This window comes from Mycobacterium sp. NGS19 (genome assembly GCF_059813155.1).
Map to the genome: position 1 here is coordinate 45589 of NZ_JCALEB010000008.1, position 26562 is coordinate 72150.

23 protein-coding genes and 1 pseudogene are annotated in these 26562 nt (G+C 67.7%); 11 read left to right on the forward strand and 13 right to left on the reverse strand.

The genetic code is table 11. The features are described 5' to 3' along the window. The first annotated feature begins 40 nt into the window (after positions 1-40). On the forward strand, positions 41-937 hold the full coding sequence (locus AC5Y4N_RS20335; protein ID WP_499911461.1) for a L,D-transpeptidase: 897 nt from the start codon (positions 41-43) through the stop codon (positions 935-937). A gap of 192 nt (positions 938-1129) precedes the next feature. Further along, positions 1130-1804: a Crp/Fnr family transcriptional regulator gene (locus tag AC5Y4N_RS20340; protein ID WP_499911459.1), complete on the forward strand. Its 675-nt coding sequence runs from the start codon at positions 1130-1132 to the stop codon at positions 1802-1804. Between the two features lie 14 nt (positions 1805-1818). Here AC5Y4N_RS20340 and AC5Y4N_RS20345 read toward each other — a convergent pair whose 3' ends face one another. From AC5Y4N_RS20345 to AC5Y4N_RS20370, 6 genes are all read right to left on the reverse strand, one after another. After that, on the reverse strand, positions 1819-2667 hold the full coding sequence (locus tag AC5Y4N_RS20345; protein ID WP_499911457.1) for an SDR family NAD(P)-dependent oxidoreductase: 849 nt from the start codon (positions 2665-2667) through the stop codon (positions 1819-1821). A gap of 39 nt (positions 2668-2706) precedes the next feature. After that, positions 2707-4242, reverse strand: coding sequence for a flavin-containing monooxygenase (locus AC5Y4N_RS20350; RefSeq protein ID WP_499940551.1), 1536 nt, complete (start codon positions 4240-4242; stop codon positions 2707-2709). Positions 4243-4340: 98 nt separating this feature from the next. Next, a complete protein-coding gene (locus AC5Y4N_RS20355; RefSeq protein ID WP_499911453.1) occupies positions 4341-4916 on the reverse strand; it encodes a GTP-binding protein in 576 nt (191 codons plus the stop codon). Continuing rightward, entirely contained in the window at positions 4897-5253 is a 357-nt protein-coding gene (locus AC5Y4N_RS20360) for a DUF742 domain-containing protein (RefSeq protein WP_499911452.1), read from the reverse strand. Before AC5Y4N_RS20360 ends, AC5Y4N_RS20355 begins: the two co-directional genes overlap by 20 nt. Positions 5254-5259: 6 nt before the next feature. Further along, positions 5260-5667: a roadblock/LC7 domain-containing protein gene (locus AC5Y4N_RS20365; RefSeq protein WP_499911450.1), complete on the reverse strand. Its 408-nt coding sequence runs from the start codon at positions 5665-5667 to the stop codon at positions 5260-5262. Further along, positions 5664-8270, reverse strand: a complete 2607-nt coding sequence (locus AC5Y4N_RS20370) for a HAMP domain-containing sensor histidine kinase (protein ID WP_499911448.1) — start codon at positions 8268-8270, stop codon at positions 5664-5666. The genes AC5Y4N_RS20365 and AC5Y4N_RS20370 overlap by 4 nt, the downstream gene beginning before the upstream one ends. Positions 8271-8604: 334 nt before the next feature. Here AC5Y4N_RS20370 and AC5Y4N_RS20375 point away from each other — a divergent pair, with 334 nt between their 5' ends. Next, positions 8605-9057, forward strand: a complete 453-nt coding sequence (locus AC5Y4N_RS20375) for a tRNA (cytidine(34)-2'-O)-methyltransferase (protein ID WP_499911446.1) — start codon at positions 8605-8607, stop codon at positions 9055-9057. A 25-nt stretch (positions 9058-9082) separates the two neighbouring features. On the opposite strand, the gene AC5Y4N_RS20380 is transcribed toward AC5Y4N_RS20375, so the two are convergent. After that, a complete protein-coding gene (locus AC5Y4N_RS20380; protein ID WP_499911444.1) occupies positions 9083-9730 on the reverse strand; it encodes a nitroreductase family protein in 648 nt (215 codons plus the stop codon). Between the two features lie 23 nt (positions 9731-9753). Between AC5Y4N_RS20380 and AC5Y4N_RS20385 the strand changes: the two genes are divergently transcribed. After that, a complete protein-coding gene (locus tag AC5Y4N_RS20385) occupies positions 9754-10164 on the forward strand; it encodes a TIGR03667 family PPOX class F420-dependent oxidoreductase (protein ID WP_499911442.1) in 411 nt (136 codons plus the stop codon). Positions 10165-10212: 48 nt separating this feature from the next. On the opposite strand, the gene AC5Y4N_RS20390 is transcribed toward AC5Y4N_RS20385, so the two are convergent. Beyond that, a complete protein-coding gene (locus tag AC5Y4N_RS20390; RefSeq protein ID WP_499911440.1) occupies positions 10213-13536 on the reverse strand; it encodes an error-prone DNA polymerase in 3324 nt (1107 codons plus the stop codon). A gap of 131 nt (positions 13537-13667) precedes the next feature. Between AC5Y4N_RS20390 and AC5Y4N_RS20395 the strand changes: the two are divergent. Together AC5Y4N_RS20395 and AC5Y4N_RS20400 are read left to right on the forward strand one after the other, a co-directional pair. Continuing rightward, positions 13668-13748, forward strand: a pseudogene (locus AC5Y4N_RS20395) (DUF899 domain-containing protein); the annotation flags it as partial. A 38-nt stretch (positions 13749-13786) separates the two neighbouring features. Beyond that, on the forward strand, positions 13787-14638 hold the full coding sequence (locus AC5Y4N_RS20400) for an acyl-CoA thioesterase (RefSeq protein WP_499911438.1): 852 nt from the start codon (positions 13787-13789) through the stop codon (positions 14636-14638). 2 nt (positions 14639-14640) lie between these two features. Here AC5Y4N_RS20400 and AC5Y4N_RS20405 read toward each other — a convergent pair whose 3' ends face one another. Beyond that, entirely contained in the window at positions 14641-15510 is an 870-nt protein-coding gene (locus tag AC5Y4N_RS20405) for a MaoC family dehydratase (protein ID WP_499911436.1), read from the reverse strand. Positions 15511-15587: 77 nt separating this feature from the next. Between AC5Y4N_RS20405 and AC5Y4N_RS20410 the strand changes: the two genes are divergently transcribed. Both AC5Y4N_RS20410 and AC5Y4N_RS20415 read left to right on the forward strand, forming a co-directional pair. Next, complete coding sequence (locus AC5Y4N_RS20410) at positions 15588-17594, forward strand: SDR family oxidoreductase (RefSeq protein WP_499911541.1); 2007 nt, start codon at positions 15588-15590, stop codon at positions 17592-17594. Further along, positions 17591-18613 (forward strand): nucleoside hydrolase, encoded by a 1023-nt coding sequence (locus AC5Y4N_RS20415; protein WP_499911434.1) that lies wholly within the window; start codon positions 17591-17593, stop codon positions 18611-18613. The genes AC5Y4N_RS20410 and AC5Y4N_RS20415 overlap by 4 nt, the downstream gene beginning before the upstream one ends. Here the strand turns inward: AC5Y4N_RS20415 and AC5Y4N_RS20420 are convergent. Continuing rightward, a complete protein-coding gene (locus tag AC5Y4N_RS20420; protein WP_499911432.1) occupies positions 18604-20163 on the reverse strand; it encodes a DNA polymerase Y family protein in 1560 nt (519 codons plus the stop codon). The two genes, AC5Y4N_RS20415 and AC5Y4N_RS20420, sit on opposite strands and share 10 nt — an antisense overlap. 9 nt (positions 20164-20172) lie before the next feature. Beyond that, positions 20173-20805, reverse strand: a complete 633-nt coding sequence (gene imuA' / locus AC5Y4N_RS20425; protein ID WP_499911430.1) for a DnaE2-dependent mutagenesis accessory factor ImuA' — start codon at positions 20803-20805, stop codon at positions 20173-20175. Between the two features lie 418 nt (positions 20806-21223). On the opposite strand from imuA', the gene AC5Y4N_RS20430 reads away from it, so the two are divergent. Then, complete coding sequence (locus AC5Y4N_RS20430) at positions 21224-21475, forward strand: hypothetical protein (protein WP_499911428.1); 252 nt, start codon at positions 21224-21226, stop codon at positions 21473-21475. Between the two features lie 21 nt (positions 21476-21496). Here AC5Y4N_RS20430 and guaA read toward each other — a convergent pair whose 3' ends face one another. Beyond that, positions 21497-23062, reverse strand: a complete 1566-nt coding sequence (gene guaA, locus AC5Y4N_RS20435; RefSeq protein ID WP_499911426.1) for a glutamine-hydrolyzing GMP synthase — start codon at positions 23060-23062, stop codon at positions 21497-21499. 29 nt (positions 23063-23091) lie between these two features. Further along, positions 23092-23409, reverse strand: coding sequence for a hypothetical protein (locus AC5Y4N_RS20440; protein ID WP_499911424.1), 318 nt, complete (start codon positions 23407-23409; stop codon positions 23092-23094). 65 nt (positions 23410-23474) lie between these two features. On the opposite strand from AC5Y4N_RS20440, the gene AC5Y4N_RS20445 reads away from it, so the two are divergent. Next, positions 23475-24203 (forward strand): beta-phosphoglucomutase family hydrolase, encoded by a 729-nt coding sequence (locus AC5Y4N_RS20445; RefSeq protein WP_499911422.1) that lies wholly within the window; start codon positions 23475-23477, stop codon positions 24201-24203. Positions 24204-24210: 7 nt separating this feature from the next. Continuing rightward, positions 24211-26562, forward strand: coding sequence for a glycoside hydrolase family 65 protein (locus AC5Y4N_RS20450; protein ID WP_499911420.1), 2352 nt, complete (start codon positions 24211-24213; stop codon positions 26560-26562).

The window sequence follows — 26562 nt, forward strand, 5'->3', positions numbered from 1 at the left end:
CTATGCGACACTGCATGCGGAACGCGACTGGAGGGACTGTATGCCGGGCCGGACGAAGAGAAGTCTCTTGACGGTGTCGAGGGCGGCCGTAGTGGCTTCACTCGTGGTTTCGGCGTTGGCATTGAATGCGGCTCCCGCACTTGCAGATCCGGATCCGGCCGTGCCTGACCCAGGGGTCGTTGCGGGGCCGGCCGCAGGGCAGGACCCGACGCCGTTCACCGGCACGCCGCCGTTCGGACCGCCGAGGATCGTCCCTGCCAACGGCTCCACGGTGGGCGTGGGGCAGCCGATCATCATCAACTTCCCCGGTCTGGTCGACGACGCCGTCGCAGCTGAAGGCGCCGTGCACGTCTCCTCGGTCCCTCCGGTTCCGGGAAAGTTCTACTGGATGACACCGACGCAATTGCGCTGGCGTCCGCTGAGCTTCTGGCCCGCCCACACCGCGGTGACCGTCGATGCCGGCGGCACGGTGTCGAGCTTTCGTACCGGTGACGCGCTGGTCGCCACCGCCGACGACGCCACACATCAGCTGACCGTCACCCGCAACGGAGCCGTCGTGAAGACGATGCCGATGTCGATGGGTATGTCAGCCGGCGGCCATCAGACCCCGAACGGCACCTACTACGTCCAAGAGAAGATGCCGTCGGTGGTGATGGACTCCTCGACCTACGGCGTTCCGGTCAACTCCACCTACGGATACAAGACGACGGTCGAGCTCGCGGTCCGGTTCGACGACAGCGGCGACTTCGTGCACAGCGCTCCGTGGTCTGTGGACGACCAGGGTAAGCGCGACGTCAGTCATGGCTGCATCAACATCAGCCCGTCCAACGCCAGGTGGTTCTTCGACAACTTCGGACCCGGCGATCCGATCATCGTGAAGAACTCCAGCGGCGGCACCTACTCCAGGCACGACGGGTCCAACGACTGGCAGATGTAGCCGGCACCTGCCGCCGCTATCGGCGTTGCACGGCGTAATTGCTTTCTGCGCAATGACTTAGAGCTTTCTCGATTGTGCTCCGCGGACGCGCTGAAGCGCGTAGCGTCGCATCGCCAGGACATCCTGCTGGTCAATGTCGACCACTCCCCGATCACCGTGCAGTCCCGGTTCGTCACCTGAGAGGAAGTCGTCGTGAACGAGGTGCTAGCACGCGCCGGCATTTTCCAGGGGGTGGCGCCCAGCACCGTCGGCGCGCTCACCCAGCAGCTCGAGCCGGTGACCTTCCCTCGCGGACACACCATCTTCCGCGAAGGCGATCCCGGCGAGCAGCTCTACATCATCACCGCGGGCAAGGTGAAGGTCGGGCGCCGCACTCCGGACGGGCGCGAGAGTCTGATCACGTTGCTGGGGCCGGCTGACATGTTCGGCGAGCTCGCACTTTTCGACCCTGGACCGCGCACGTCCACGGTCACCGCCTTGACCGAGGTACGCGCGGTGATGATGGACCGCGCCGCGCTGCGCTCGTGGATCACTCAGTATCCGGATATCGCCGAACAGCTGCTGCGGGTGCTGGCGCGGCGGCTGCGGCGCACCAACGATGCGTTGACCAGTTTGATCTTCACTGACGTTCCGGGCCGGGTCGCCAAGCAACTGCTGCACCTCGCGCAGCGGTTCGGCACCCGCGAAGGCTCGGCGCTGCGCGTCGACCACGACCTCACCCAAGAGGAGCTCGCTCAATTGGTCGGCTCGTCGCGCGAGACGGTCAACAAGGCCCTCAGTGACTTCGCCAAACGGGGATGGATCCGAGTCGAAGGCAAGAGTGTGCTGATCGACGACCCGGAGCGGCTCGCTCGGCGTGCCCGGTAGCAGCCGTCTGTCGCCTAGCCGCCGAAAGTCCGCTTCTCCCACCACAGAACCAGCCGGACGTGCGCGCGAGGGAGGAGCCGAACCAGCAGGTCGACACCCTTGGCGTCTCTACCTACCAGCACCCGGCTCCGGTTGGCCTCGACGCCGTCGAGGATGATGTCGGCGGCTCGCTCGGGAGACATTTTGAGCAGCTTGCGGTTGTACGCCTCGGCGCGTCGGCGCTGCGCGTCGGTGATTTCTCGGCCGGCGCGCTCGGCCTCGGTGAGGGCCGACGTGGCGATGTTCGTCGCGATCCCGCCCGGGTGCACGACGGTGACTTTCACCGGATATTCCGCCGACAACATCTCGGCACGAAGCGCCTCGGTGAATCCTCGCACGGCGAATTTGGTTGTGCAGTAACCAGTCATCGACGCTTGGGCCATCAGGCCGTTGAGGCTGGAGATGTTGACGACGTGTCCGTCGCCGGACTCGATCAAATGCGGCAGGAACTCCTTGGTGCCGTTGATGACGCCCCAGAGGTTGACGGCGATGATCCGCTCATAGGTTTCGTAGTCGCAGTCGATGAGTGGCGCTGCCCCGCTTGCGATTCCAGCGTTGTTGTAGATCTGGTGGACCACTCCGTAGTGTGCGGCGACTGACGATGCGTAGGTCTGCACCGCCGAGCGGTCGCTGACATCGAGAAGTTCGGCATGCGGCTCACCGTTGAGCGCGGTGACCATCTCAGCGGTTTCTGCCAGCCCCTCTTCGTTGACGTCGGAGATCGCCACCCGCGCGCCCCGGCGCGCCAGGCCCAGCGCAAGCGAGCGTCCGATGCCGGAGCCCGCGCCGGTGACCACCGCTACTTTGCCTTCGAACGATCCCACCGTGTTCTGCCTTCCCGACGAGTTGCGTTGCGCTGCAGATCAATTCGCGTCGCTGAGCTGACGCGCCGACGTCTCGTACGCGTCGACGTCGAAGTGCTTCGTCTGTGCGCGGAACCGGAACGTGAAGTCAGGCCACAGGGTCGTGTTGTTGCCATGGGCGTCCAGATACCAGCTGGCGCAGCCGCCGGTCATCCACACGGTGCGCGCGAGCTTGCGCTGCAGCTGCTCGTTGTAGGCGTCTTGGACGTTTCGGCGAACCTCGACGCGGGTGAGCCCGCGCGCTTTCATGGTCTCGATCGCATCGACGACGTAATTCAGTTGCGACTCGATCATGTACACTATCGACGTGTGCCCGAGCCCGGTGTTCGGCCCGACGAGGAAGAACGCGTTGGGAAATCCCGCGATGGTGGTGCCCTTGTAGGCCTGCATGCCCTTGTCGGCGAAGGATTGCGCCAGGCTTCGCCCGTCGCTGTTGCAGATGGTCTCGAACATCGGCGAGTCGGTGACGTGGAAGCCGGTCGCCACGATGATCGCGTCGACTTCCCGCGCTGTGCCGTCCTTGGTGACGATGCTGCGGCCGTCCACCCGCTCGATGCCGTCGGTGATCAAGTCGACGTGGTCGCGGTCCAGCGTCGGATACCAGTCGTTGGCGATCAGCATGCGCTTGCATCCGATGCGGAAATTAGGCGTGACCTTGCGTCGCAGGTCGGGGTCGCGGATTTCGCTGCGGATCTTGGCCCGCGATATCAACTCGAAGACCTTCATCAGGGGCGGATACTTGGCCAGCCCCACCACCTGGGTCTCGCGGGCGGCGTAGATCCCGAACCGGGCGAGCCACAGCACACCGGGCACATTGCGGAACGCCCACCGCTCGACAGGGGTGAACGGCCGGTCGAATCGCGGCAAGAGCCAGGGGGCGGTTCTCTGATAGACGTCGATGTGGCCCACCGTGTCCGCGATGGCCGGCACGATCTGGATCGCCGACGCGCCCGTGCCGATCACAGCGACGCGCTTTCCGCGCAAGTCGGCCGCGTGGTTCCACTGCGCCGAGTGGAAGAGTTCGCCGTCGAAGGCATCGATCCCGGGTATGTCCGGCAGTTTGGGCTCCGCCAGCGCGCCGAAGGCGCCGATCAGCACGTCGGCAGTCATCGTCCCGCGTGACGTCGACAGCTCCCAGTGGTTGCGGCGCTCGTTCCATGCCGCCCTTTTCACCTCGCAGCCGAACACATGCCGGTCGAGGACACCGGCCCGGCGAGCGACTCCGCGCAGGTAGTTCTGGATCTCCTCCTGCCTCGAGAACGACCGCGTCCAGTCCGGGTTCAGGGCGAACGAGTACGAGTACAGGTGCGACGGCACGTCACAGGCGGCGCCCGGGTAGGTGTTGTCGCGCCAGGTCCCGCCGACGTCGGTGCCGCGCTCGAGTACGACGAAGTCGCGGTGACCGGCTTCGTCCAGCTTGACGGCCGCGCCCAGGCCGGAGAAACCGCTACCGACAATCGCGACGCCGACGTGACGCGGCAATCGATCCGGATGCGAGGGACTGGACGACACCTGCGTCACGGTCTGCTCCTTCATCTGTCGACGGTTCCAGACCGCTCTAGTTAATCGCCCCGCAAGGGCGAACGCACCTACCTACGTTAGCGTAGGTTACCGAATAGTAACCGGCCGGGCGCTCACCGCGCCGGCGTCAGCTGCTCCAGCGCGTACTCCGCGAGCGCAATCAGCGCCTGTTTCGCCGAATCCCGTTGTCGCGCATCGACATCGATCACCGGAACGCCGGGCGGCAGCGAAAGCGCTTTGCGCACCTCGTCGGCCGGGTAGCGCGGTGCGCCGTCGAACTGGTTGACCGCCACCAGAAACGGCAGTCGGTGCGCTTCGAAGAAGTCCACGGCCGCGAAGCTGTCTTGCAGCCGGCGTACGTCCACCAGGACGATCGCGCCGATCGCACCGCGCACCAGGTCGTCCCACATGAACCAGAAGCGGCGCTGCCCTGGCGTGCCGAACAGGTACAACACCAGGTCCTCTTCTGCCAAGGTGATGCGGCCGAAGTCCATGGCCACCGTGGTGGTTCTCTTGTCGGGCGTGCCGTCGAGTTCGTCCACACCCACCGAGGCCTCGGTCAGGATCGCCTCGGTGCGCAGCGGCATGATCTCGGACACCGAACCGACGAAAGTGGTTTTGCCTGCGCCGAATCCGCCGGCGATCACGATCTTGGTGGAGGCTTGGGTCTCAGAGTGTGCGGAGGCCACGCAGCGTCCTTCCGATCAACTCACGCCGCTCCTCGACCGACGAGTCGTCGTCGAGAGTGGCGAGTACCCGCAGGTGCCCGGATTCGATTAGGTCAGCCACCAGCACCCGCGTCACGCCGAGCGGCAGGCTCAGCTTCGACGCGATCTCCGCAACGGACGGCCTTGCGGCACAGAGCTTCACGATGTCCTCTCGTACGTCGTTGGGAAGCCAGCCGTTGTCGTCGGCGGACCGGCAGAGCGCAATCGGCGCTTCAAGCGGCAGCGCAATGCTCGCGCTCGTCCGCCCGGCCGTCAGAGTGTACGGCCGGACCAGGTTCGGTTCACTGCGGGGGTTCACTACGCCTCACGACTGCTGCGTCGCTCGCCGTGCCGACTTCACCACTGCCCCAACGCGTTCCACCAAGACCGCCATCTCGTAGCCGACTTGACCGATGTCGCACGACGTGGACGCCAGCGCCGCCAGGTGCGACCCGTCGCCCACCCGCATCAGCAGCAGGTAGCCGTTTTCCATCTCGACCACCGACTGCAGCACACGGCCGCCTTCGAACAGTTGCGCCGCGCCTGTCGACAAGCTCGCCAATCCCGAACTGACAGCGGCCAATTGGTCGGCGCGTTCTGTCGGCAGATGCGCACTGGCGGCCACCAGTAGGCCGTCGGCGGACACCAGGATCGCATGCGACACGCCGGGCACGTCCCGTGCGAACGCCGACACCAGCCAGTCCAGCGACTGGTTGCGCGCGGGACGCGTCATTCGTCGTCTCCCGCGTCGTCTTCGCGCGCGTGCGACCGGCCGGCGCGCACCCCGCTCCAGTGGCTGGACAGCGACGCCCGCACGGCTTCGGGGTCACGCTCGGCCGTCGCATCCACGTCGCGGTCGTCGTCAGGTTTGCGGTGCGCGGCGCCGTTCGGCCGCCCGGTGGAGGCCTGAGCCGAGCCGGGCACCAGCCGTGCGCCGGGCTCGCGCACCGGCAAGCCATGCTCGGTGCGCTGTTCGACCGGCACCTCTTCGGCCTGCGCGGCCGCCTCCCAGCCGCTGTCCCATACCGATTCCCACGACTGGAACGGCTGCATCAACTCCTGCGGATCGATCAGCCACTCCGAGACCATCTTCTGGAAGATCACGTCGGTGTCGCCCAGCGGTGACGACGGCGGCCGGGTGCGGGCCGCAGGCTCCTGCGGTTCGGCGGCCTGCTCACGGGAAGCGAAGTACGCCGACGTGTCCGCGGGCGTGCGGGGCTCGGCTGGCTGCTCTAGCTGCTCGCCCGGCAGCGCGACGATGCCGCTGGCGCCGGGAGCCCGCCGCGGTAGCAGCGAGTCCTGGTCGTCCTGCGCCGGAATGTCGTTGCGGTGCGATGGTTCCGCGAATGCAGGGCGGGTGGCAGCCTGGCTGATGGCCGCCGTCGCGTCGTCGCTTTCCAGGGTTTCGTCGTGCTGCTCGGGGCGGGTCCAGCCCGTCGCGCCCGGCCGTTCGATCAGCTCGGCGGGGATGAACACGCCGGCGGTCAGGCCTGAGCCCGGCTCGCCGGCCACCGAGCTGCGCAGCCGCACCACCAGCCCGTGCCGCTGGGCCAGCCGCCCGACCACGAACAGCCCCATGTGGCGGGCGGTGTAGGGGGTCACCTCGCCGCCGGACTCCAGGCGCATGTTGGTCATCCGCAGGTCGCCCTCGGTCATGCCGAGGCCGCTGTCGCTGATCTCGATGACCAGCCCGCGCGGACCGGTGCGCACCGCAGACACCCGAACTTCGGAGGTGGGCGGCGAGTAGCGCAGCGCGTTGTCGATCAACTCCGCGAGTAGGTGCACGACGTCGGGTGCCGCGGAGCCGACGACCGCGCTGTCGGGCACCGTGGTGATGACCACCCGTTGGTAATCCTCGACTTGCGAGGTCGCCGCCTTGACGACATCGGCCACCGCCATCGATTCGGCGTGCTCGCGGCGAGGCTTCGCCCCGGACAGCACCAGCAGGTTGCTGCCGCTGCGGCGCATCCGCGCGGCCAGGTGGTCGAGCTTGAACAACGCCTCCAGCCGCCGCGGGTCGTCCTCGTTGCGTTCGAGCTCGTCGATCAACGACAGCTGCTGGTCCACCAGCGAGCGGGTGCGCCGCGACATCGTCTCGAACATGTCGCTGACGTGCAGGGCAAGCCGCGACTGCTCGGCCGCCATCATCAATGCCTGCTCGTGCAGGTCGTCGACCGCGTGGGCGACCTGGCCGATCTCCTCGGTGGTGTAGACGGGAATCGGCACGACGGGCTCGGGCTCGTGGCCGGCGCGGATACGTTCCACTTCGGCGGGTAGGTCTTCGTGGGCCACCCGCAGCGCGCCCTCCCGCAGCCGGCGCAGCGGCTGGACCAGCGACCGAGCGCCCAGGACCACGGCGACAATGCCGAGCAAAAGCGCGACCAGGACGATCGCCGCATCCCGGATCGCGGCGGCACGCGCCGCTGACGCCTGCTGGTCCACCGCGGCGGTCACCGAGGGCGTGGTGTCACTGATCACCTTCTTGGCGATGTCCTCGGTGGCCTGCAGGGACTGCAGGAGGTCGGGATTGCCGGCGAGCACGGCGTTCGGATCGGACATGACGGCCATCCGGCTGACCATCTGCTGTTGCAGTGCCTTGGCGTCCGCGGAGCCGACGCCGAGCACCTGGTTCATGCCGAACAGCGTGGAAGGCTCGGTGCCGGCCAGCGTGATCATCGACGTGCGCAGCTCCGGCTCCGGCAGCTCGCCACCACGGTTGACCAGAAGTTTCTGCATCGTCATCTGGCCGCGCGCCCCGACGGCGCGGCTGAGCCCTTGGGCCTGTGCGCGGATCTGTTCGTCGTCAACCCGCACCGACCCGTTGATCGCGTCTTCGGCGGTCAGCAGGATCGGTGCGTACGTGGTCACGGTGTCGCGAACTGCCATGCTGTTCGACGCGGCCTGGTCGAGTAGCGCAGGACCGCTGTTCAACAGCGTGGTGATGCCGGAGCGGACATCCGCGTCGACGTCGGTGCCGGCCAGTTTGCGCTCCAGTGCCGCGCGGGAGTCGTCGAAGGCCTTGCGGGCGACCGGGCCGTCAGGACCCGATGCGTAGGCCAGCAGGGCGCTCTCCAAGGCGCCGGTGTAGTCCTCGATCGGTGCGACGAGGTCCGCGCGGGCGGCGGCGGCGCGCAGATTCCGGGCGTCGTTGACGCTGTGATACACGCGCAGACCGCCGAACGCCACCGCCAGCGCGATCGGGATGACGACGATCGCGAGTACCTTCCAGGCCACCGGCCAATTCGACGGCGACCACGACGGCGGACGTTTGGGCGGCGCTTCCGGCGGACTTTCTTCCGCGTCGTCGGGCAGCACCGGCTGCTCGAACATCGTCATCGCTGCACGCTGTTTCGAATGTGCGCCTGGCTCATAGACTTTCCTGCTTTTGTCGACCCCGACGTCGGGCGGCGCGGTAACCGCCTGCAGAACAAGCGCAGTTCAGAGGCGTTTGCCGCGCTGGAATTCTACGCGAGTGAATTCGGGTGTCCGCAGGACGGCTGGTTTTTCTTTCGGTTGTGCGCTGTTCGCATTCGTGCGCCTGTCCTTTTGCACACTGCGATCCGAATTTCTACGTTGACGCTCGTCCGAGTCCGGCCCGTCGCCGGAGGCGAATACGATCGGATGCAATGCAAGTGACGACCTCGATCGTGCTCAGCCGTTGTTCAAGGTGATGTTCTTCTCGCCGCGGATCGCGCCGAACACAGGCAACGCAATTCGGATGGTGGCGGCCACCGGCTGCGAGTTGCACCTCGTCGAGCCGCTCGGGTTCGACCTGTCCGAGCCGAAGCTCCGACGCGCCGGACTCGACTACCACGACCTCGCATCCGTCACTGTGCACGCATCCCTGGCCGACGCATGGCGGGCGGTTTGGCCGGCACGCGTGTTCGCCTTCACCGCCCACGCGGCGGCGTCGTTCGCCGATATCAGCTACCAGCCCGGTGACGTGCTGTTGTTCGGCCCGGAGCCGACGGGGCTGGACGCGCAGACGCTGACGGACCCGCATGTCACCGCCGCAGTACGGATTCCGATGATCCCCGGGCGCCGATCGTTGAATCTGTCCAATGCCGCGGCCGTCGCCGTGTACGAGGCGTGGCGCCAGCACGGGTTTGCCGGAGGCCGCTGAGTTTCGAGGCCGACCGCGCTCGGCGTCACCAACTGTCGAAATGCACGATCTGCTCGACCGGCAGCCGCTTGGCCGGCTTGAAGTCGGTGCCCTTCGTGTAGGCGATCGGAAACAGCCCACCCTGGCGGTAGTCCTCGTAGGGGATGCCGAGCAGCTCAGCCGCCTGCTCTTCGCCGCCGTTGATCAGATGCAGCGTCGTCCACGCCGACCCGAGCCCACGCGACCGCAGCGCCAGCATGTAGCTCCACGCGGCCGGAAGCAGCGACCCCCAGAACGACGCCGGGCTCTGCGACGCGTCTTCGACCGTGCCCTGCAAGCACGGGATCAGCAGCACCGGCGCCTCGTGCATGTGCTCGGCCAGATACATGGCCGACGAGACCACTCGGTCGCGCCGCTCGGCGCGGGTGTCGCCTTCGGCGTACTCGGGACCGGGCTGCGCGCCGTACCACTGGAAGTTCTTGCGGTAGATGTCGGCGAGCGCCTTCTTTTTGTCGGCGTCCTCGACGAACACCCACTGCCAGCCCTGCTGGTTGGAGCCGGTCGGCGCCTGGATTGCCAGCTCGAGGCACTCCAACAGCAACTCCCGCGGCACCGGCTTGTCGAAATCGAGGCGCTTGCGTACCGATCGTGTGGTGGTCAGCAGTTCGTCGACGGAAAGATTGAGGGGGGCCATCTTGTGGAGACTACATTCGCTTCATGGCCGAACTGACACCAGAAGTCACCGACAGGCTCTCCAACGACCACTACGGGTGGTTGACCACCGTCGCGAAGTCGGGGCAACCCGTCCCGCGGCTGGTGTGGTTCTACTTCGACGGCGACGACCTGATCGTGTACTCAATGCCCAACGCCGCCAAGGTTTCTCACATCGAGGCGCGGTCGCGAGTGAGCCTGAACCTGGACTCTGACGGCAACGGCGGCGGGATCGTCGTCGTCGGTGGCAACGCGGTGGTCGACGAGGTGGGCGTCGACCCCCGCCAAGACGGGCCGTATTGGGAGAAGTACCGCGCGGACGCGGAGCAGTTCGGGCTGACAGAGGCGATCGCCGCGTACAGCACACGGCTGAGGATCAACGTCGAGCGGGTCTGGACCACACCGACCGCCGAGTAGCGATTTCGGTGCGCTAACGTGCGCTGAGCGCCGGTTAGCGCACCGAAATCACCGGAAGTCGCGGGACTTCGAGCCGATCGCCAGCTCGATGCGGCCGATCCGCTCGGCCACCACGGTGACCGCGCCGGTGGCGTTCTGCAGCTGGCCGCGGATCAGCATGGCCGGGGCGGTCTGCGCGACGCGACGGTGCCGTGCCCACACCCCCGGCGTGCACAGTACGTTGACCATTCCGGTTTCGTCCTCGAGGTTCAAAAAGGTCACTCCCCGTGCAGTGCCGGGCCGCTGACGATGCGTCACAGCCCCGGCGATCAGCACCCGGGTGCCGTCGGGCACATTCAACAACTGGTCGGCGGGAATGACCCCGAGCGCGTCGAGATGCTCACGCAGGAACTGCGTCGGATAGCTGTCCGGGGATATCCCGGTGGCCCACACGTCGGCCGCCGACAGCTCCAGTTCCGTCATGCCCGGCAGCGACGGGATGTGCGACGACGACCCGACGCCCGGTAGCCGATCGGGCCGTTGGGTGGCCGCCGCTCCGGCCGCCCACAGCGCTTCTCGGCGGCTGACCCCGAAACAGCCCAGCGCGCCGGCCGTGGCCAGCGCCTCGGTCTGCGGCACACTCAGCTGCACGCGCGACGTCAGGTCGAGAAGAGAAGCGAACGGCCCGTTGGCTTTTCGCTCGTCGACGATCGCCTGCGCCAGCTCGTCACCGATATGGCGGACCGCCCCCAGCCCCAGCCGCACCTCGGTGCCGCGGTTTTCCAGCGTGGCGTGCGCGAGGCTGGCGTTGACGTCGGGTGAGTGGACGACGACCCCGTGCCGACGGGCGTCGGCGACCAGTGACTGCGGGGAGTAGAAGCCCATCGGCTGCGCGCGCAGCAGCGCCGCGCAGAACGCCGCCGGGTGGTGCAGCTTGAACCACGACGAGTAGAACACCAGCGATGCGAAGCTCAGCGAATGGCTTTCCGGGAAGCCGAAGTTGGCGAACGCCTCCAGTTTTTCGTAAATCCGGTCGGCGACCTCGCCGGTGATGCCGTGGCGCTGGCGCATGCCGTCGTAGAACCGGCCCTTGAGCCGCTGCATCTTTTGGGTGGAGCGTTTGGAGCCCATCGCACGTCGCAGCTGGTCGGCCTCGGCAGCGGTGAACCCGGCGCAGTCGACCGCCAGCTGCATCAGCTGTTCCTGGAACAGCGGCACTCCCAACGTCTTTCGCAGCGCCGGCTCCATCGACGGGTGGTCGTAGGTGACGGGCTCTTCGCCGTTGCGGCGTTTGATGTACGGGTGCACCGAGCCGCCCTGGATCGGGCCGGGCCGGATCAGCGCCACCTCGACCACGAGGTCGTAGAACATCCGGGGCCGCAGGCGCGGCAGCGTGGCCATCTGCGCGCGCGACTCCACCTGGAACACACCGACCGAGTCGGCCTTCTGCAGCATCTCGTAAACGGCGGGTTCGGATAGATCGAGCTTGGCCAGGTCCACGTCGATACCCTTGTGCTCGCGCACCAGATCGATCGCGTAGTGAAGCGCCGAGAGCATGCCGAGGCCGAGCATGTCGAATTTCACCAAACCGATTGCCGCACAGTCGTCTTTGTCCCATTGCAGTACACTGCGGTTCTCCATGCGGGCCCATTCCACCGGGCACACGTCGGCGATGGGCCGGTCGCAGATCACCATGCCGCCCGAGTGGATGCCCATGTGCCGGGGCAGGTTGGAGATCTGCAGCGCAAGGTCGATCACCGGCTCAGGAATGTCTGCCACATCGGGGGACTGTGCCCCATTTTCTGGGCGAACCCCGTTCCACCGGCTGATCTGCTTGCTCCACGCATCCTGCTGCCCTTGCGAAAACCCAAGCGCGCGAGCCATATCCCGTACCGCACTGCGGCCGCGGTAGGTGATGACGTTGGCCACCTGCGCGGCGTAGTCACGGCCGTAGCGGTCGTAGACGTACTGGATCGCCTTCTCACGCAGGTCCGACTCGATGTCGATGTCGATGTCGGGCGGCCCGTCGCGTTCGGGTGACAGGAACCGCTCGAACAGCAACTCGTTGGCCACCGGGTCGACGGCGGTGACCCCGAGCGCATAGCAGACCGCGGAGTTGGCCGCCGATCCCCGGCCCTGACACAGGATGCCATTCTGGCGGCAGAACCGTGTGATGTCATGCACCACAAGGAAATACCCCGGGAACTTCAGCGCCTTGATCACCTCGAGCTCATGTTCGATCTGCGCGTAGGCCCGCGATGCCCGCTCCGGCGGTCCATACCGCTCACGTGCTCCTGCCATGGTCAGATGCCGCAGCCAGCTGTCCTCGGTGTGCCCGTCGGGTACGTCGAACGGCGGCAGTTGCGGTGCGATGAGCTCCAGCGCGAACGCACACTGCTCGCCCAGGTCGGCGGCGGCCGTCACCACCTCTACGGGAAACAGCCGGGCCATCTCCGTACCGGAACGCAGATGCGAACCTCCTAGCGGCGCAAGGTATCCGGCAGCCTCGTCGAGTGAGCGCCGAGCCCGGATCGCGCCCATCGCCATGGCCAGCCGCGCGCGGGACGGTTCGGCGAAGTGTGCGCCGGTGGTGGCGACGACGCCCACCCCGGAGCCGCCTGGCCGGCGACATCCAAGCCCGAACTTGGGTGCCAGCGCCGCCAGCGCCGCGTTGTGTTCGTCGTCAAGCGGCTGACCGTGCGTCGTCAACTCGATACTGACTCGCCTCTGCCCGAACCGGTCCACCAGATCGGCCAGCGCCTTTTCGGCCGCCTCCGGTCCATGGGCCCTAAGTGCCTGGCGCACATGGCCTTTGCGGCATCCGGTGAGGATGTGCCAGTGCCCGCCCGCGGCCTCGGTGAGCGCGTCTAAGTCATACCGCGGTTTGCCTTTCTCGCCGCCGGCCAGATGCGCTTTGGACAGTTGGCGTGACAGCCGCCGGTACCCTTCGGGTCCGCGGGCCAGCACCAGAAGGTGTGGTCCGGGCGGGTCCGGGTGCTCGGTGCGCGGGGTGTTCGACAGCGAAAGTTCCGCACCGAACACCGTGCGCATGCCCAGTTCCTTGGCGGCTTCGGCGAAGCGCACTACACCGTAGAGGCCGTCGTGGTCGGTCAGCGCGATGGCGCGCAGGTCCAGCCGGGCGGCTTCTTCGACCAGCTCTTCGGGAGTGCTGGCGCCGTCGAGAAAGCTGTAGGCGGAGTGAGCATGCAACTCGGCGTAGGGCACCTGAGATGACGCCGGCTGGACGTCGGGCCGAAGGTAGGCGCCGCGTTTACGAGAGGCGGCCGGTCCACCGAGGTCAAGGGGATCCTCCAACGGCGCGCCGGCGCGGCGGGGCTTGCTGTTGAGCACCCGCTCGATCTCGCCCCAGCTCGGCCCGGTGAACCATCCCACCGAGCCATGGTATCGAACTGATGTTCGACCACAAGCACACACGGGCGATTACGGTGCGTTTTCGTGCGCTGAGCGCCGGAAAACGCACCGAAATCACCGCAGATCGCGATGAAAATGGGCGCTTTCAAGGGCCCGAAGGCTGGCCGAAGAGACCCACGTACTCCGGCTGGCTGGACTCCCCGACGATCGCGCAGCGCTACGGGCAGGGCTAACCGAACGTCACCGACGGCGATCGGCGATGATCGTTGCCGTGGCCGAGACGCTGACCGACATCCTGGCGCTGCTCGACCTGCAACCGGCCGGTCACGACGCGTTCATCGGCCCACAGCCCGCCGACACCCGCAACACGCGAGTCTTCGGGGGCCAGGTGGCGGCGCAGGCGCTGATGGCGGCCGGGCGCACCGCGCCCGACCGTGTTCCGCACAGCGTGCATCTGTATTTCCTGCGCCCAGGTGACCCGCGAAAACCGTTGCAGTACACCGTCACCCGGCTTCGTGACGGCGGCACATTCTCGGCTCGCGCGATTGCGGTCACCCAGGGCGACGACCGGGTCATCCTCGAAGCGCTGACGTCGTTCAGCGAGCCCGTCGACGGCATCGACTACCAGCAGCCGATGCCCGCCGTGCCACCGCCAGAAGCGTTGCAGCCGTTGGAGATTCAGCTCGCTGATTACGCGGACGTGCTCGACGGATTCTGGGTGCAGCCGAGGCCGGTGGAGATGCGCTACGTCGACCCGCCGCCGTTGCTGGCCGCGGACCTCCCCGCCGCGCCGGGCCCGCAAGCCCGACTGTGGTTTCGTGCCCCGGGCGACGTGCCCGCCGACCCCCTGACCGCATACGGTCTGCTCGCCTACATCAGTGACTGGTCGATCCTCGATCCGGTGCTGTATCTGACGCGACGTCCGCCGGTGGCAGGCAGCATCGCCTCACTGGACCACGCGATGTGGTTTCACCGCACGCCCGACTTCTCGGATTGGCTGCTCTACGAACAACATTCGCCCAGCGGCATCGGCGCACGCGGGCTGTCCAACGGCGCGATCTACAACAGGGCCGGACAGCTTGTCTGCACGGTGGTGCAAGAGGGATACCTGGGCCGGCGCTGAGCTCAGCCGCCGTACTCGGCGGTGCCGTCCTCGAGGACGACCCGGGCGTCTGACCCGTCGGGATTCGAGGCCTCGGTGCGGAACACCGCGCGTCCCGGGTCGGTCCGCCAGATCGACGTCGTCAGCGTCTCACCGGGAAACACCGGCTTCGTGAAGCGCGCACCGACGGCGGTGACCTTGTGGGCGTCGCCACCTCCGAGCTCGGCGACCAGCGCGCGGCCCGCGAAGCCGTACGTGCACAGCCCGTGCAGGATCGGCTTCGGGAACCCGGCCATTTCCCGGGCGAACCAAGGGTCGCTGTGCAGCGGGTTGCGGTCGCCGGAGAGCCGGTAGATCAACGCCTGATCTTCACGCGTCGGCAGCGCGATCCTCGCGTCCGGCTCCCGGTCAGGAATCGGCGGCGCGACCGGCCGCTGGCCGGGCTGCCCGCCGAAGCCGCCCGCGCCGCGGATCACCGCGGTGGTCAGCGTCTCGGCGAGAGCCGTGTTGGTGTCCGGGTCGGTGCCCGTCGCCTTGAGCATGACGATCGCGTTCTTGCCCTCGCCCTTGTCCTGCATGTCGGCGACCTCGGAAACCACGCTCAGTTTTCCGGCCGGCGGCAGCGGCGCGAACAGCCTGATCTGCTGCGAGCCATGCAGCAGCATCGCGAAGTTGAACGTGCCGATCTTGGCTGCGGCGGCGAACGGTAGGCACGCGATCACCGCGTAGGTGGGCAGCACCTGCTGCTCGATGCCGTGACTGTTCTCCGTGGTGAACGCCAAGTCGTCGACGCCCGCGCCGACGCCCAGCGCATAGAGCAGGGTGTCGCGGTCGGTCCATTCGAAGACTGTCGGATCCGTCTTGGCGCCCACGGCGTTGGGGTCGAGCGGCATGGCTGCGAGCCTAAGCGCTTGACCGAGCCCGTCACACACCATTGACCCTGCCGACGCGGGAGACGACCATGGCTCCCATGCGCTATGTCGTTACCGGCGGTACCGGGTTCATAGGCCGCCGTGTGGTGTCGAAACTGCTGGAGACGCGACCCGACGACGAGGTGGGCGTGCTCGTGCGCCGCACGTCGCTGTCGCGGTTCGAACGGCTCGCGGCGGACTGGGGCGAGCGGGCGAAACCCGTGGTGGGCGATCTCGTCGCGCCGGGTCTGGGGCTCACCGAAGAGACCCTGGCGACCCTGAGCGACGTCGAGCACGTGGTGCACTGCGGCGCGATCTACAACATCACCGTGCCCGAGGCCGCGCAGCGCGCCGCCAACGTCGAGGGCACCCGCTCGGTGATCGCATTCGCCAAGCGGCTCGGCGCGACGTTGCACCACGTGTCGTCGATCGCGGTGGCGGGAGATTTCCGCGGCGAGTACACCGAGGCCGACTTCGACGTCGACCAGACGCTGCCGTCGCCGTACCACCGGACCAAGTTCGAGGCTGAACAACTCGTCCGCGACGAGCGCGGCCTGCGCTTCCGCATCTACCGGCCCGGCGCGGTGGTCGGCGATTCCCGCACCGGTGAGATGGACAAGATCGACGGGCCGTACTACCTGTTCGGGCTGCTTGCCAAACTCGCGAAGCTGCCGTCGTTCACGCCGATCGTGCTGCCGGACACCGGCCGCACCAACATCGTGCCGGTCGACTACGTGGTGGATGCGCTGGTGTATCTCATGCACCTGGCAGATCGCGACGGACAGACGTTCCACTTGACATCGCCGGAACCCATTGGACTGCAAGGTATTTACCGCGGCGTGGCGAGGGCTGCCGGGTTGCCGCCACTGGTGGGCAGTGTGCCGGGCACGCTGGCCGCGCCGGTGATGAAGCTGCGCGGGCGAGCCAAGGCGGTCCGCAATGTCGCTGTCACGCAGCTGGGTGTACCCGCAGAACTGCTCGACGTCGCCGACCTGCCCACCACGTTCACCTCCGATGCGACTCGGGAAGCGTTGCGCGGCAGCGGCATCGAGGTGCCAGAGTTCGCATCCTATGCGCCGGTGCTGTGGCGGTACTGGGCGGAGCATCTGGATCCCGAGCGGGCCCGTCGCGACCACCCGGACGGCCCCCTGGTCGGCAGGCACGTCATCATCACCGGTGCGTCCAGCGGCATCGGGCGGGCGTCGGCAATTGCGGTCGCGAAGCGGGGTGCGACGGTGTTCGCGCTGGGCCGCAACGCGGCGGCGCTCGACGACCTCGTGGCCGAGATCCGCGAATCCGACGGTCATGCTTATGCTTTCACGTGCGATGTCACCGACTCGTCGTCGGTGGAGCACACGGTCAAGGACATTCTCGGCCGGTTCGGCCATGTCGACTATCTGGTCAACAGCGCCGGCCGGTCGATACGCCGCTCGGTGGTCAACTCCACGGACCGCCTGCACGACTACGAGCGGGTCATGGCCGTGAACTACTTCGGCGCTGTCCGCATGGTGCTGGCGTTGCTTCCGCACTGGCGCGAGCGGCGCTTCGGCCACGTGGTCAATGTGTCCAGCGCGGGCGCGCAGGCACGCAACCCCAACTACAGCGCGTACAACCCGAGCAAGGCCGCGCTGGATGCGTTCTCCGACGTGGTGGCGTCCGAAACGCTTTCCGACCACATCACGTTCACCAACATCCACATGCCGCTGGTGCGCACGCCGATGATCGCACCGTCGCAGCGCCTGAATCCGCAGAAACCGATCAGCCCTGAGCGGGCGGCGGCGATGGTGGTGCGTGCGTTGGTGGACAAGCCGCCACGCATCGACCACCCGTTCGGCACGATCGCCGAGGCCGGCAACTATTTCACCCCCAAGCTCGCACGGCGAGTGCTGCACCAGATCTATCTGGCATATCCCGACTCGCCGGCAGCCCGCGGAGTGGCCGAGCCGCAGCGCGATCCACCGCCTCCGCCGCGCCATCCGAAGCCGCCCTCGCGGGCAGTGCGCCGGTTGCGGGTGCCGCGGCCGGTCAAGCGGGCAGTGCGTCTGGTGCCCGGCGTGCACTGGTGACCGCGCCGATCTTCGCCGACGTCGACACCGGCGTCGACGACGCGATGGCACTGGTGTACCTGCTCGCCAGCGCCGAGGCGCGGCTGGTGGGCATCGCTTCGACGGGGGGAAACGTTGCGGTACACCAGGTCTGCGAGAACAACCTCGGTCTGCTGGAGTTGTGCAAGGCCGATGACATTCCGGTGTCGAAGGGCACTGAGCAGCCGCTGAGCTGTCCGCTGCGCACCGCGGAGGACACGCACGGACCGCTCGGCCTGGGCTACGCAGAACTGCCTACGAGTCGGCGTCCGGTCACCGACTACGACGCGGCCGAGGCGTGGGTGCGCGCCGCCCGCGCCCATCCCGGCGAGTTGATCGGATTGGTGACCGGCCCGATGACGAACCTGGCGTTGGCGTTTCGGGCCGATCCGGAGTTGCCGCGGCTGCTGCGCCGGCTGGTGATCATGGGTGGCTCGTTCGAGTATCGCGGCAACACCGACGTGGTGGCGGAGTGGAATGTCAGCGTCGACCCGGAGGCGGCCGCCGAGGTGTTCGCTGCCTACTGCGGGGCGCCGGAGTTACCGATTGTCTTGGGGCTCAATCTCACTGAGAACATCGTCATGACTCCGGCGATCTTCACGCGGCTGGCCGAAGCGGCCGACTCGGCCACGGTGGCGATGAGCGTGCTGGACGCGCGCGGTACCCGGTCGGTGGCATCCAATCCACTGATCCGGGTGCTCGAGGACGCCATGCGGTTCTACTTCGAGTTCCACTACGAGCAGGGCGAAGGGTATTTGGCGCATCTGCACGATCCGCTGGCCGCCGCGGTCGCGCTGGATCCCTCGGTGGCGCTCACGCGCACGGCGACAGTCGATGTGGAGCTGACCGGCACGCTGACGCGAGGGATGACGATCGCGGACTGGTCAGGGCGCTGGGGGCGGCAGCCGAATGCGCGGGTGGGTGTCGACGTGGATCCCGGCGCGTTCTTCGACCGGTTCATCTCGCGGGTGGGGGCATTCGCACGCCGGCTCTACTCGTAGACCCCTTCCAAATACCAGCGCCGCTGCCGGTAGCACAGCAAGAACGCGTCGCCGGGATCGCCGTCGACGAGCACCTGGGCCCGGGCCGTCCTGGCGGCTGTGACGCTGGGATCCCACCAGCGTTCGTCGACCGGCCACGGTCCGGCCCACCAGCGCAGCGGCCCGTCACGGCCGTGTGCGACCAGCCGCGCCGGGTCGGCGGAGAACAACCCCCGACTGGTGACTCGCACTGGATTGCCTTGGGCGTCAAGGAGTTCGACGGGATCGTCGCGCAGCACGGCCGGGGACGGCTCCGGTAGTTGACCAGGCCACGGCTGTCGCGGGTCGGCTCGGGGGACGAGTTCGTCGCCAAGCGGCACCAGGGTGATCCGCTCGGCCGGGCCGCGCCCACCCGACAGCACCGGAACCTGGACCGCCTCCGGTCCGAGCAGGCCCTGCACCCGCACCAGCGCCCGTCGCGCTCGCAGCCGGTCTTCTTCCCCGATACCGCCCCACAGCGGCAGCTGCAGCGCCTCGGCCGAGACCACCTCAACGGGCTGCAGCCGCAGTGTCGTCACCGGTGCCGTGGGCCGGTCACCCGTACGGCTGTTGAGCCAGCCGTCCAGCTGCCAGCGCACCCGGTCTGCGGTGGCGTCCTCGGTCAGCGGCTCCGCACATCGCCAAACACGTTGCAGCTCTTCGCCGTTAGCGGTAACGGCGTGGATGGCCAGCCGGGTGCAACCGACGCCGGCGGACATCAACGTCTGATGCAACTGACTGGCCAGCGATCGACCGGCGAACGCCGCGGCGTCCACGCGGTCGATCGGCGGATCGCAGGTCATCACCGCGTCGAGCTCGGCCGGCGGCTCGCGTCCCGACGGGCCGCGCTCCGGCTCGCCGCGAGCGAACCGGTGCGCCACCACCGCGTCGGCGCCGAACCGGGATGCCACGTCGGTGCGCGAGAGTGTCGCGAACTGGCCGATGGTACGAATACCCAACCGCCGCAACAAGTCTGCCAAGTCGGCACGGCCGTCGCCGGATAGGCTCGGTTCGGTGGCCAGCTCGCGGATCGACAGGCCGGCCAAGAATGCGGCGTCAGCACCGGGCTCGACGATGCGTCCGGCGCGGGCGGCGAACACCGCGGTGGGCAGCTGGTCGGCGATGCCGGTCTGGCACTCGGCACCCGCCGCTGACACGGTGTCGACCAGCCGCTCGGCGGCGGCGGATTCCGAGCCGAAGTAACGGGCCGCGCCGCGGACGGGCAGCACCAGCAGACCGGGCCGCAGCACCTCCGCGCGGGGCACTACGTCGTCGACGGCGGCCGTCACCGGTTCGAAGAACCGCGCGTCACGACCCGGATCGGCGGTGACCACGTGCAGATCCGGGCAGCGGGCCTGCGATTCGCGACGGCGCAGCCCGCGACGCACGCCGGCCGCGCGAGCCGCCGCCGAGCACGCGACCACGCGGTTGGCCAGCGTCACCGCCACCGGGGCGGTGGCGGGCAGGCCGGCGGCCTTGGCGGCGGCGACCGCGGGCCAGTCCATGCACCAGATTGCCAACACGCGGGACATGACACCGCGTCAGCCCGACTGGCCCCAGGCCGCTCGGCCGGCGGTGATCTCCAGCCGCACCTTGCGGATGCGACCGCCTACCTCGTAACCGCTGACCCGTGCCTCCAGCCGCGCCTTTGCCCCCTGCCAGTCGCCGCCGGTGACCAGAAGCGTGCAGCCCTTGTTGCGGGCCCGCGCCGTCACGGCTCGGGCCCGAGACAGCGGCACCGACCGGTCGCCGAGACCGAGCACCACCAGATCCATTCCATCCAGCAGCACCGCGGCCACCTCGACGGGATCGGTGCCCGGATCGGGCACCAACGCCAGCCGGCTCAGGTCCGCACCCATCTCCACGGCGGCCAGCAGGCCGACATCGGGCTGCCCGACCACGGCGGCATGACCGCCCGCCGCCGTTACCGCCGCGACCACTTGCAGCGTCAGCGATCGCGCGCCTGACGCCACCACCACCGAACCGCGCGGCAAAGCCCCCACTCCAGGGATCGCCAGCAAACTTTTTGCGTCCGGCATCACCCGCTCGGGCCGAGGCGGTGCCGCGTGACCGCGGGCCACCTTCCCGGACACCGCCGCGATCTGCCGGCGCAGGCGTTCTACCTGTTCAGCGCGGTCAAACGCTCGCTGATCCAGGCTTGCCGCTGCTGTCACAGCAGCACCTCCCGCACCATCCGTCACTCCTTGGTTTCGAACTGATGTTCGATACAGTGAGTAAACACCTCAGGGCTGAGGACCGTCAAGGGCGGGACGTGTCGAAGCGACCGGTCGCGGCACTGCCCGCACGACGCTGCCTGATGCTTCCGCAAAGGGCAACAATTATGAATTCAGCATGAAATAGGTGACTTCACGGTGGCTCGGCACAACAATTGCGAGCATGGCAACAGATCCGCCACCTGATCAGTTATCGCGCCGTGTAAGAACACCAACCGGATCGCGAAGAAACCCGCCTCACCAGCTCTTTTCGGCTCCGACGCGTTTAATTCAGCGCATACCGATATATCCTGAATTCGGCCGCCGACATTTCCGGCATGCCGGAAAAAATCCCTGATCCAGCACCGAAAGGAATGACATGATCGGCAAACGTGTGGGTACCGTCATGGTGGCGACGGCGTGGGCAATCGGCGCCGTCGTCTTCCTGCCGAGCTATGGCGCCGCCCAGGCAACCACATGCGCTTGTCCGGACGGTACTGTTGCGCTGCCCCCGGGCGGATCCGAAACCGTCTATCCGCGTGACCACATCATCGGCGGCGCAAACCCGTTCGTTCCGTACGGCACCAACCCCTTCGTGCCCTACGGAACGTGGGCGGGGCTGGAGTACTGACACTGTCGATTGCCGGCTGCGCTACTCCCATTCGATGGTGCCCGGCGGCTTGCTGGTGACGTCCAGCACCACCCGATTCACCTCTGGCACCTCGTTGGTGATCCGGGTCGAAATGCGCTCCAGAACCTCGTAGGGCACCCGCGTCCAGTCGGCGGTCATCGCGTCTTCGCTCGACACCGGCCGCAGCACGATCGGATGTCCGTACGTGCGTCCGTCGCCCTGCACGCCGACCGACCGCACCTCGGCCAGCAATACCACCGGGCATTGCCAGATCAGGTTGTCCAGGCCGGCCGCGGTCAGCTCCTCGCGGGCAATCGCGTCGGCCCGCCGCAGCGTCTCCAGCCGCGCCGCGGTGACTTCACCGACGATCCGGATGCCCAGACCCGGACCCGGAAATGGTTGGCGCGCAACGATTTCCTCAGGCAGCCCCAATTCCCGGCCGACCGCGCGGACCTCGTCCTTGAACAACAGCCGCAGCGGTTCGACGAGCGTGAACTTCAGGTCGGCCGGCAGCCCGCCGACGTTGTGGTGGCTCTTGATGTTCGCGGTGCCGCTTCCCCCGCCGGACTCCACGACGTCGGGGTACAGCGTGCCCTGCACCAGGAACTTGACCTCAGAACCGCCCTCTGCCACCAAGTCAGCCACCGCGCCGTCGAACGCGCGGATGAATTCCCGCCCGATGATCTTGCGTTTGCCCTCGGGGTCGTGCACTCCGGTCAGCGCCTCGAGAAAGCGCTCCGCGGCGTCGACGGTGACCAGCCGCGCACCCGTCGCCGCCACGAAATCGCGCTCCACTTGGGCGCGCTCGCCTGCACGCAACAAGCCGTGGTCGACGAACACGCACGTCAGCCGGTCGCCGATCGCCCGCTGCACCAACGCGGCCGCCACCGCGGAGTCCACCCCGCCGGACAGCCCGCAGATGGCGCGCCCCTCGCCGATCTGCGCACGCACCTGCTCCACCAGGGTTTCGGCGATGTTGGCCGGCGTCCACACCGAGTCGATGCCGGCGAACTCGTGCAGAAACCGGCTCAGCACCTGCTGGCCGTGCGGGGTGTGCATGACCTCGGGGTGATACTGCACGCCGGCCAGCCCGCGAGCCCGGTTCTCGAACGCCGCCACCGGCGCACCGGCGCTGCTGGCCACCACGTCGAAGCCCTGCGGCGGCGAGGTGACGGCATCGCCGTGGCTCATCCACACCGGCTGCGTCTCCGGCAACCCCGAATGTAGTTCTCCCCCAACGACTTTCAGCTCCGTGCGGCCGTACTCGCTGGTGCCGGTGCGGGCCACGGTGCCGCCCAGCGCCTGCGCCATCGCCTGAAATCCGTAGCAGATCCCGAACACCGGCACTCCGAGGTCGAACAGCGCGGGATCAAGCTGCGGCGCCCCGTCGGCGTACACGCTGGCCGGCCCGCCCGACAGCACGATCGCCTGCGGCTCTTTGGCCTTCAGCTCCTCGACGCTCGCGGTGTGTGGAATGACCTCGGAGTAGACCCTTGCCTCACGCACGCGACGGGCGATCAGCTGCGCGTACTGCGCCCCGAAGTCGACCACCAAGACGGGTCGACCGGGTGCGTGGGGTTTTGTCACGCGGGCCAGTCTATGGGCGGCCCGCGACCTCAGTCCTTGCGGCGCAGCATCCAGGCCGGCACCCAATGCGTCACCGGACGGCTGTTGGCGCCGTAGCTGACCGGATATGTCACCAGCCCCCACCAGTGGCCCTGCTCGCACAGCCCCCAGCAGCACAATCGGCCCTCGACGACTTTGTGCATCTGCAACCCGGCCGGGTGATAGCCGCCGCGACGGTGCGGCTCCCGGGGAAACAGCGCGGCCAGGTCGATCATCACCGCAACAGGCGGCTCCACCGGACGAAACGCCTCGGGCACCGGTTGACCGCTGTAGCTGATCCCGCGAAGATCACCCACCCGATCGATCATACGTTCGAATCACTGCGCGCGGGAGTGAAAGAACCGCTCGGGCGGGTACCGGTAGCGGAGAATGCTTGGCGGACGAAGGAGGCGGTGTGCTGGGTCTGCCTGACACGATCCGGGCGTGTCTGTTCGACCTCGACGGTGTGCTGACGGACACCGCGAGCGTGCACCGCAAGGCGTGGAAGGCGATGTTCGACGAATTCCTGCGCCAACGGGCCGACCGCACGGGCGAGCCGTTCGTGCCGTTCGACGCGGCGGCCGACTACCAGACCTACGTCGACGGCAAGAAGCGTGAGGACGGCGTGCGGTCGTTTCTTCAAAGCCGCGGCATCGATCTCGACGACGACGCCGTGATCGAGCTGGGCGACCGCAAGAACGCCATGTTCCAGCAGACTCTGGCCGAGGACGGCGTCACGGTGTTCGACGGATCGCGCCGCTACCTGCAGGCGGTGCATGCCGCCGGCCTGTCGGTCGCCGTCGTGTCGTCGAGCGCCAACACCCGCGAGGTGCTCGAGGTCACGGGGCTGGACAGATTCGTGCACCAGCGAGTGGACGGAGTGACGTTGCGCGAGGAGCACATTCCGGGCAAGCCCGCCCCTGACTCGTTCCTGCGAGCAGCCCAGCTACTCGGCGTGGCGCCGGCGGAAGCGGCCGTGTTCGAAGATGCGCTTTCGGGAGTGGCTGCCGGACGGGCCGGCAACTTCGGCCTGGTCGTCGGCGTCGACCGCGTCGGACAAGCAGAAGCGTTGCGGCGCAACGGCGCCGACGTCGTCGTCACCGATCTGGCCGAACTGCTCTAGGGTCCCCATGATTCCTCACGAAGCCTTCCCGGTCGAACCGTGGCACGTCCGCGAGACGCGGCTCGATCTCGAGCGGCTGGCGCAGTCGGAGTCGTTGTTCGCATTGTCGAACGGACACATCGGATTACGCGGCAACCTCGACGAAGGAGAACCGTACGGGCTGCCCGGCACGTACCTCAACTCGTTCTACGAATGCCGCCCGCTGCCTTATGCCGAAGCGGGTTTCGGCTATCCGGAAGCGGGCCAGACCGTCATCGACGTCACCAACGGCAAGATCATCCGGCTGCTGGTGGACGACGAGCCGTTCGACGTGCGCTACGGCCAATTGCTCTCGCACGAACGGGTTCTCGACATGCGCGCCGGCACGCTGACCCGCAACACGCGCTGGGAGTCACCGGCCGGCAAGAAGATCAAGCTGCGGTCCACCAGGTTGGTGTCGCTGGCCCAACGCAGTGTGGCGGCCATCGAGTACGTGGTCGAGGCGCTCGACGACTTCGTCCGCGTCACAGTGCAATCCGAGCTCGTCGCCAACGAGGACCAACCACGCACCTCACGCGATCCGCGGGTGGCCGCGGTCCTGAAGAACCCGCTCGAGGCGGTGCAGCACGAGACCACCGACAACGGGGCAATCCTGTTGCACCGCACCAGGATGAGTGAGCTCGTCATGGCGGCCGGCATGGACCACGAGATCGAAGTGCCGGGGCGCGTCGAGTCGCACACCGAAGCCGCCGAAGACTGGGCCCGAACCACCGTGATCTGCGGGCTGCGTCCGGGCCAGAAGTTGCGGATCGTCAAGTATCTGGGCTACGGCTGGTCGAGCCTGCGCTCGCGGCCTGCACTGCGCGACCAGGCCGCTGCCGCGCTGGCCGGCGCCCGCTACAGCGGGTGGCAAGGATTGCTCGACGGCCAGCGGACCTACCTCGACGAGTTCTGGGACGCCGCCGACGTCGAGGTCCAAGGCGATGCCGACTGCCAACAGGCGGTGCGGTTCGGGCTCTTCCACGTCCTGCAGGCCAGCGCGCGCGCCGAGCGTCGTGCAATTCCCGGCAAGGGACTGACCGGCACCGGTTATGACGGCCACGCGTTCTGGGACACCGAGGGATTCGTGTTGCCGGTGCTCACCTACACCGCTCCGTCCGCGGCCGCAGACGCGCTGCGGTGGCGCGCCTCGACGCTGCACTTGGCCCAGGAGCGCGCCGCCGAGCTGGACCTCGAAGGTGCCAGCTTCCCGTGGCGCACCATCCGCGGGCAGGAATGCTCAGCCTACTGGCCCGCCGGCACCGCGGCATGGCATGTAACGGCCGATGTCGCAATGGCTTTCGAGCGGTATCGCATCGTCACCGGCGACGACTCACTGGAAAAGGAGTGCGGTCTGGCGGTGCTCGTCGAAACCGCTCGGCTGTGGCGCTCGCTCGGGCATCACGACCGCAACGGCGTGTGGCATCTGGACGGCGTCACCGGTCCCGACGAGTACACCGCGATCGTGCGCGACAACGTGTTCACCAATCTGATGGCTGCCCACAACCTGCGCACGGCGGCCGAGGCGTGCGCGCGCCACCCCGACGCCGCCCGCGCGATGGGCGTCAGCACCGAAGAGATGGCGGCCTGGCGCGACGCCGCAAACGCCGCGCACATCCCGTACGACGAGGAGCTGGGCGTGCATCAGCAGTGCGAGGGCTTCACCACCCTGGCCGAGTGGAACTTCACCGACAAGACCACCTACCCGCTGCTGATGCACGCGCCGTACGTGCGGCTGTATCCCGCGCAGGTGTGCAAGCAGGCCGACCTGATCCTGGCGATGCATTGGCAAAGCCACGCGTTCACGCCTGAGCAGAAGGCCCGCAACGTCGACTACTACGAGCGGCGCACGGTGCGTGACTCGTCGCTGTCGGCGTGCACGCAGGCGGTGATGTGCGCAGAAGTAGGGCATCTGCAGCTCGCGCACGACTACACGTATGAAGCCGCGATGGTGGACTTGCGCGATCTGCACTCCAACACCCGCGACGGCCTGCACATGGCTTCGCTGGCGGGAGCGTGGACCGCGCTGGTCGCCGGATTCGGCGGCCTGCGCGACGACGAGGGCGTCCTATCGCTCGACCCTCACCTTCCCGAAGGCATCTCGGGTCTGCGATTCCGATTGCGGTGGAGGGGATTTCGGCTGACGGTCAGCGTCACCCACGACGACGTCACCTACGCGTTGCGCGACGGACCCCACGGTGAACTGACCATCCGCCACGCGGGCGACGAGCTGAAGCTGAGCACCGATTCCCCGTCGACCGTCGCGATCAAGGAACGCCAGGCGCTGCTGCCGCCTCCGCCGCAACCGGTGGGCCGGGAGCCGAGTCGGCGCCGCGGCTGA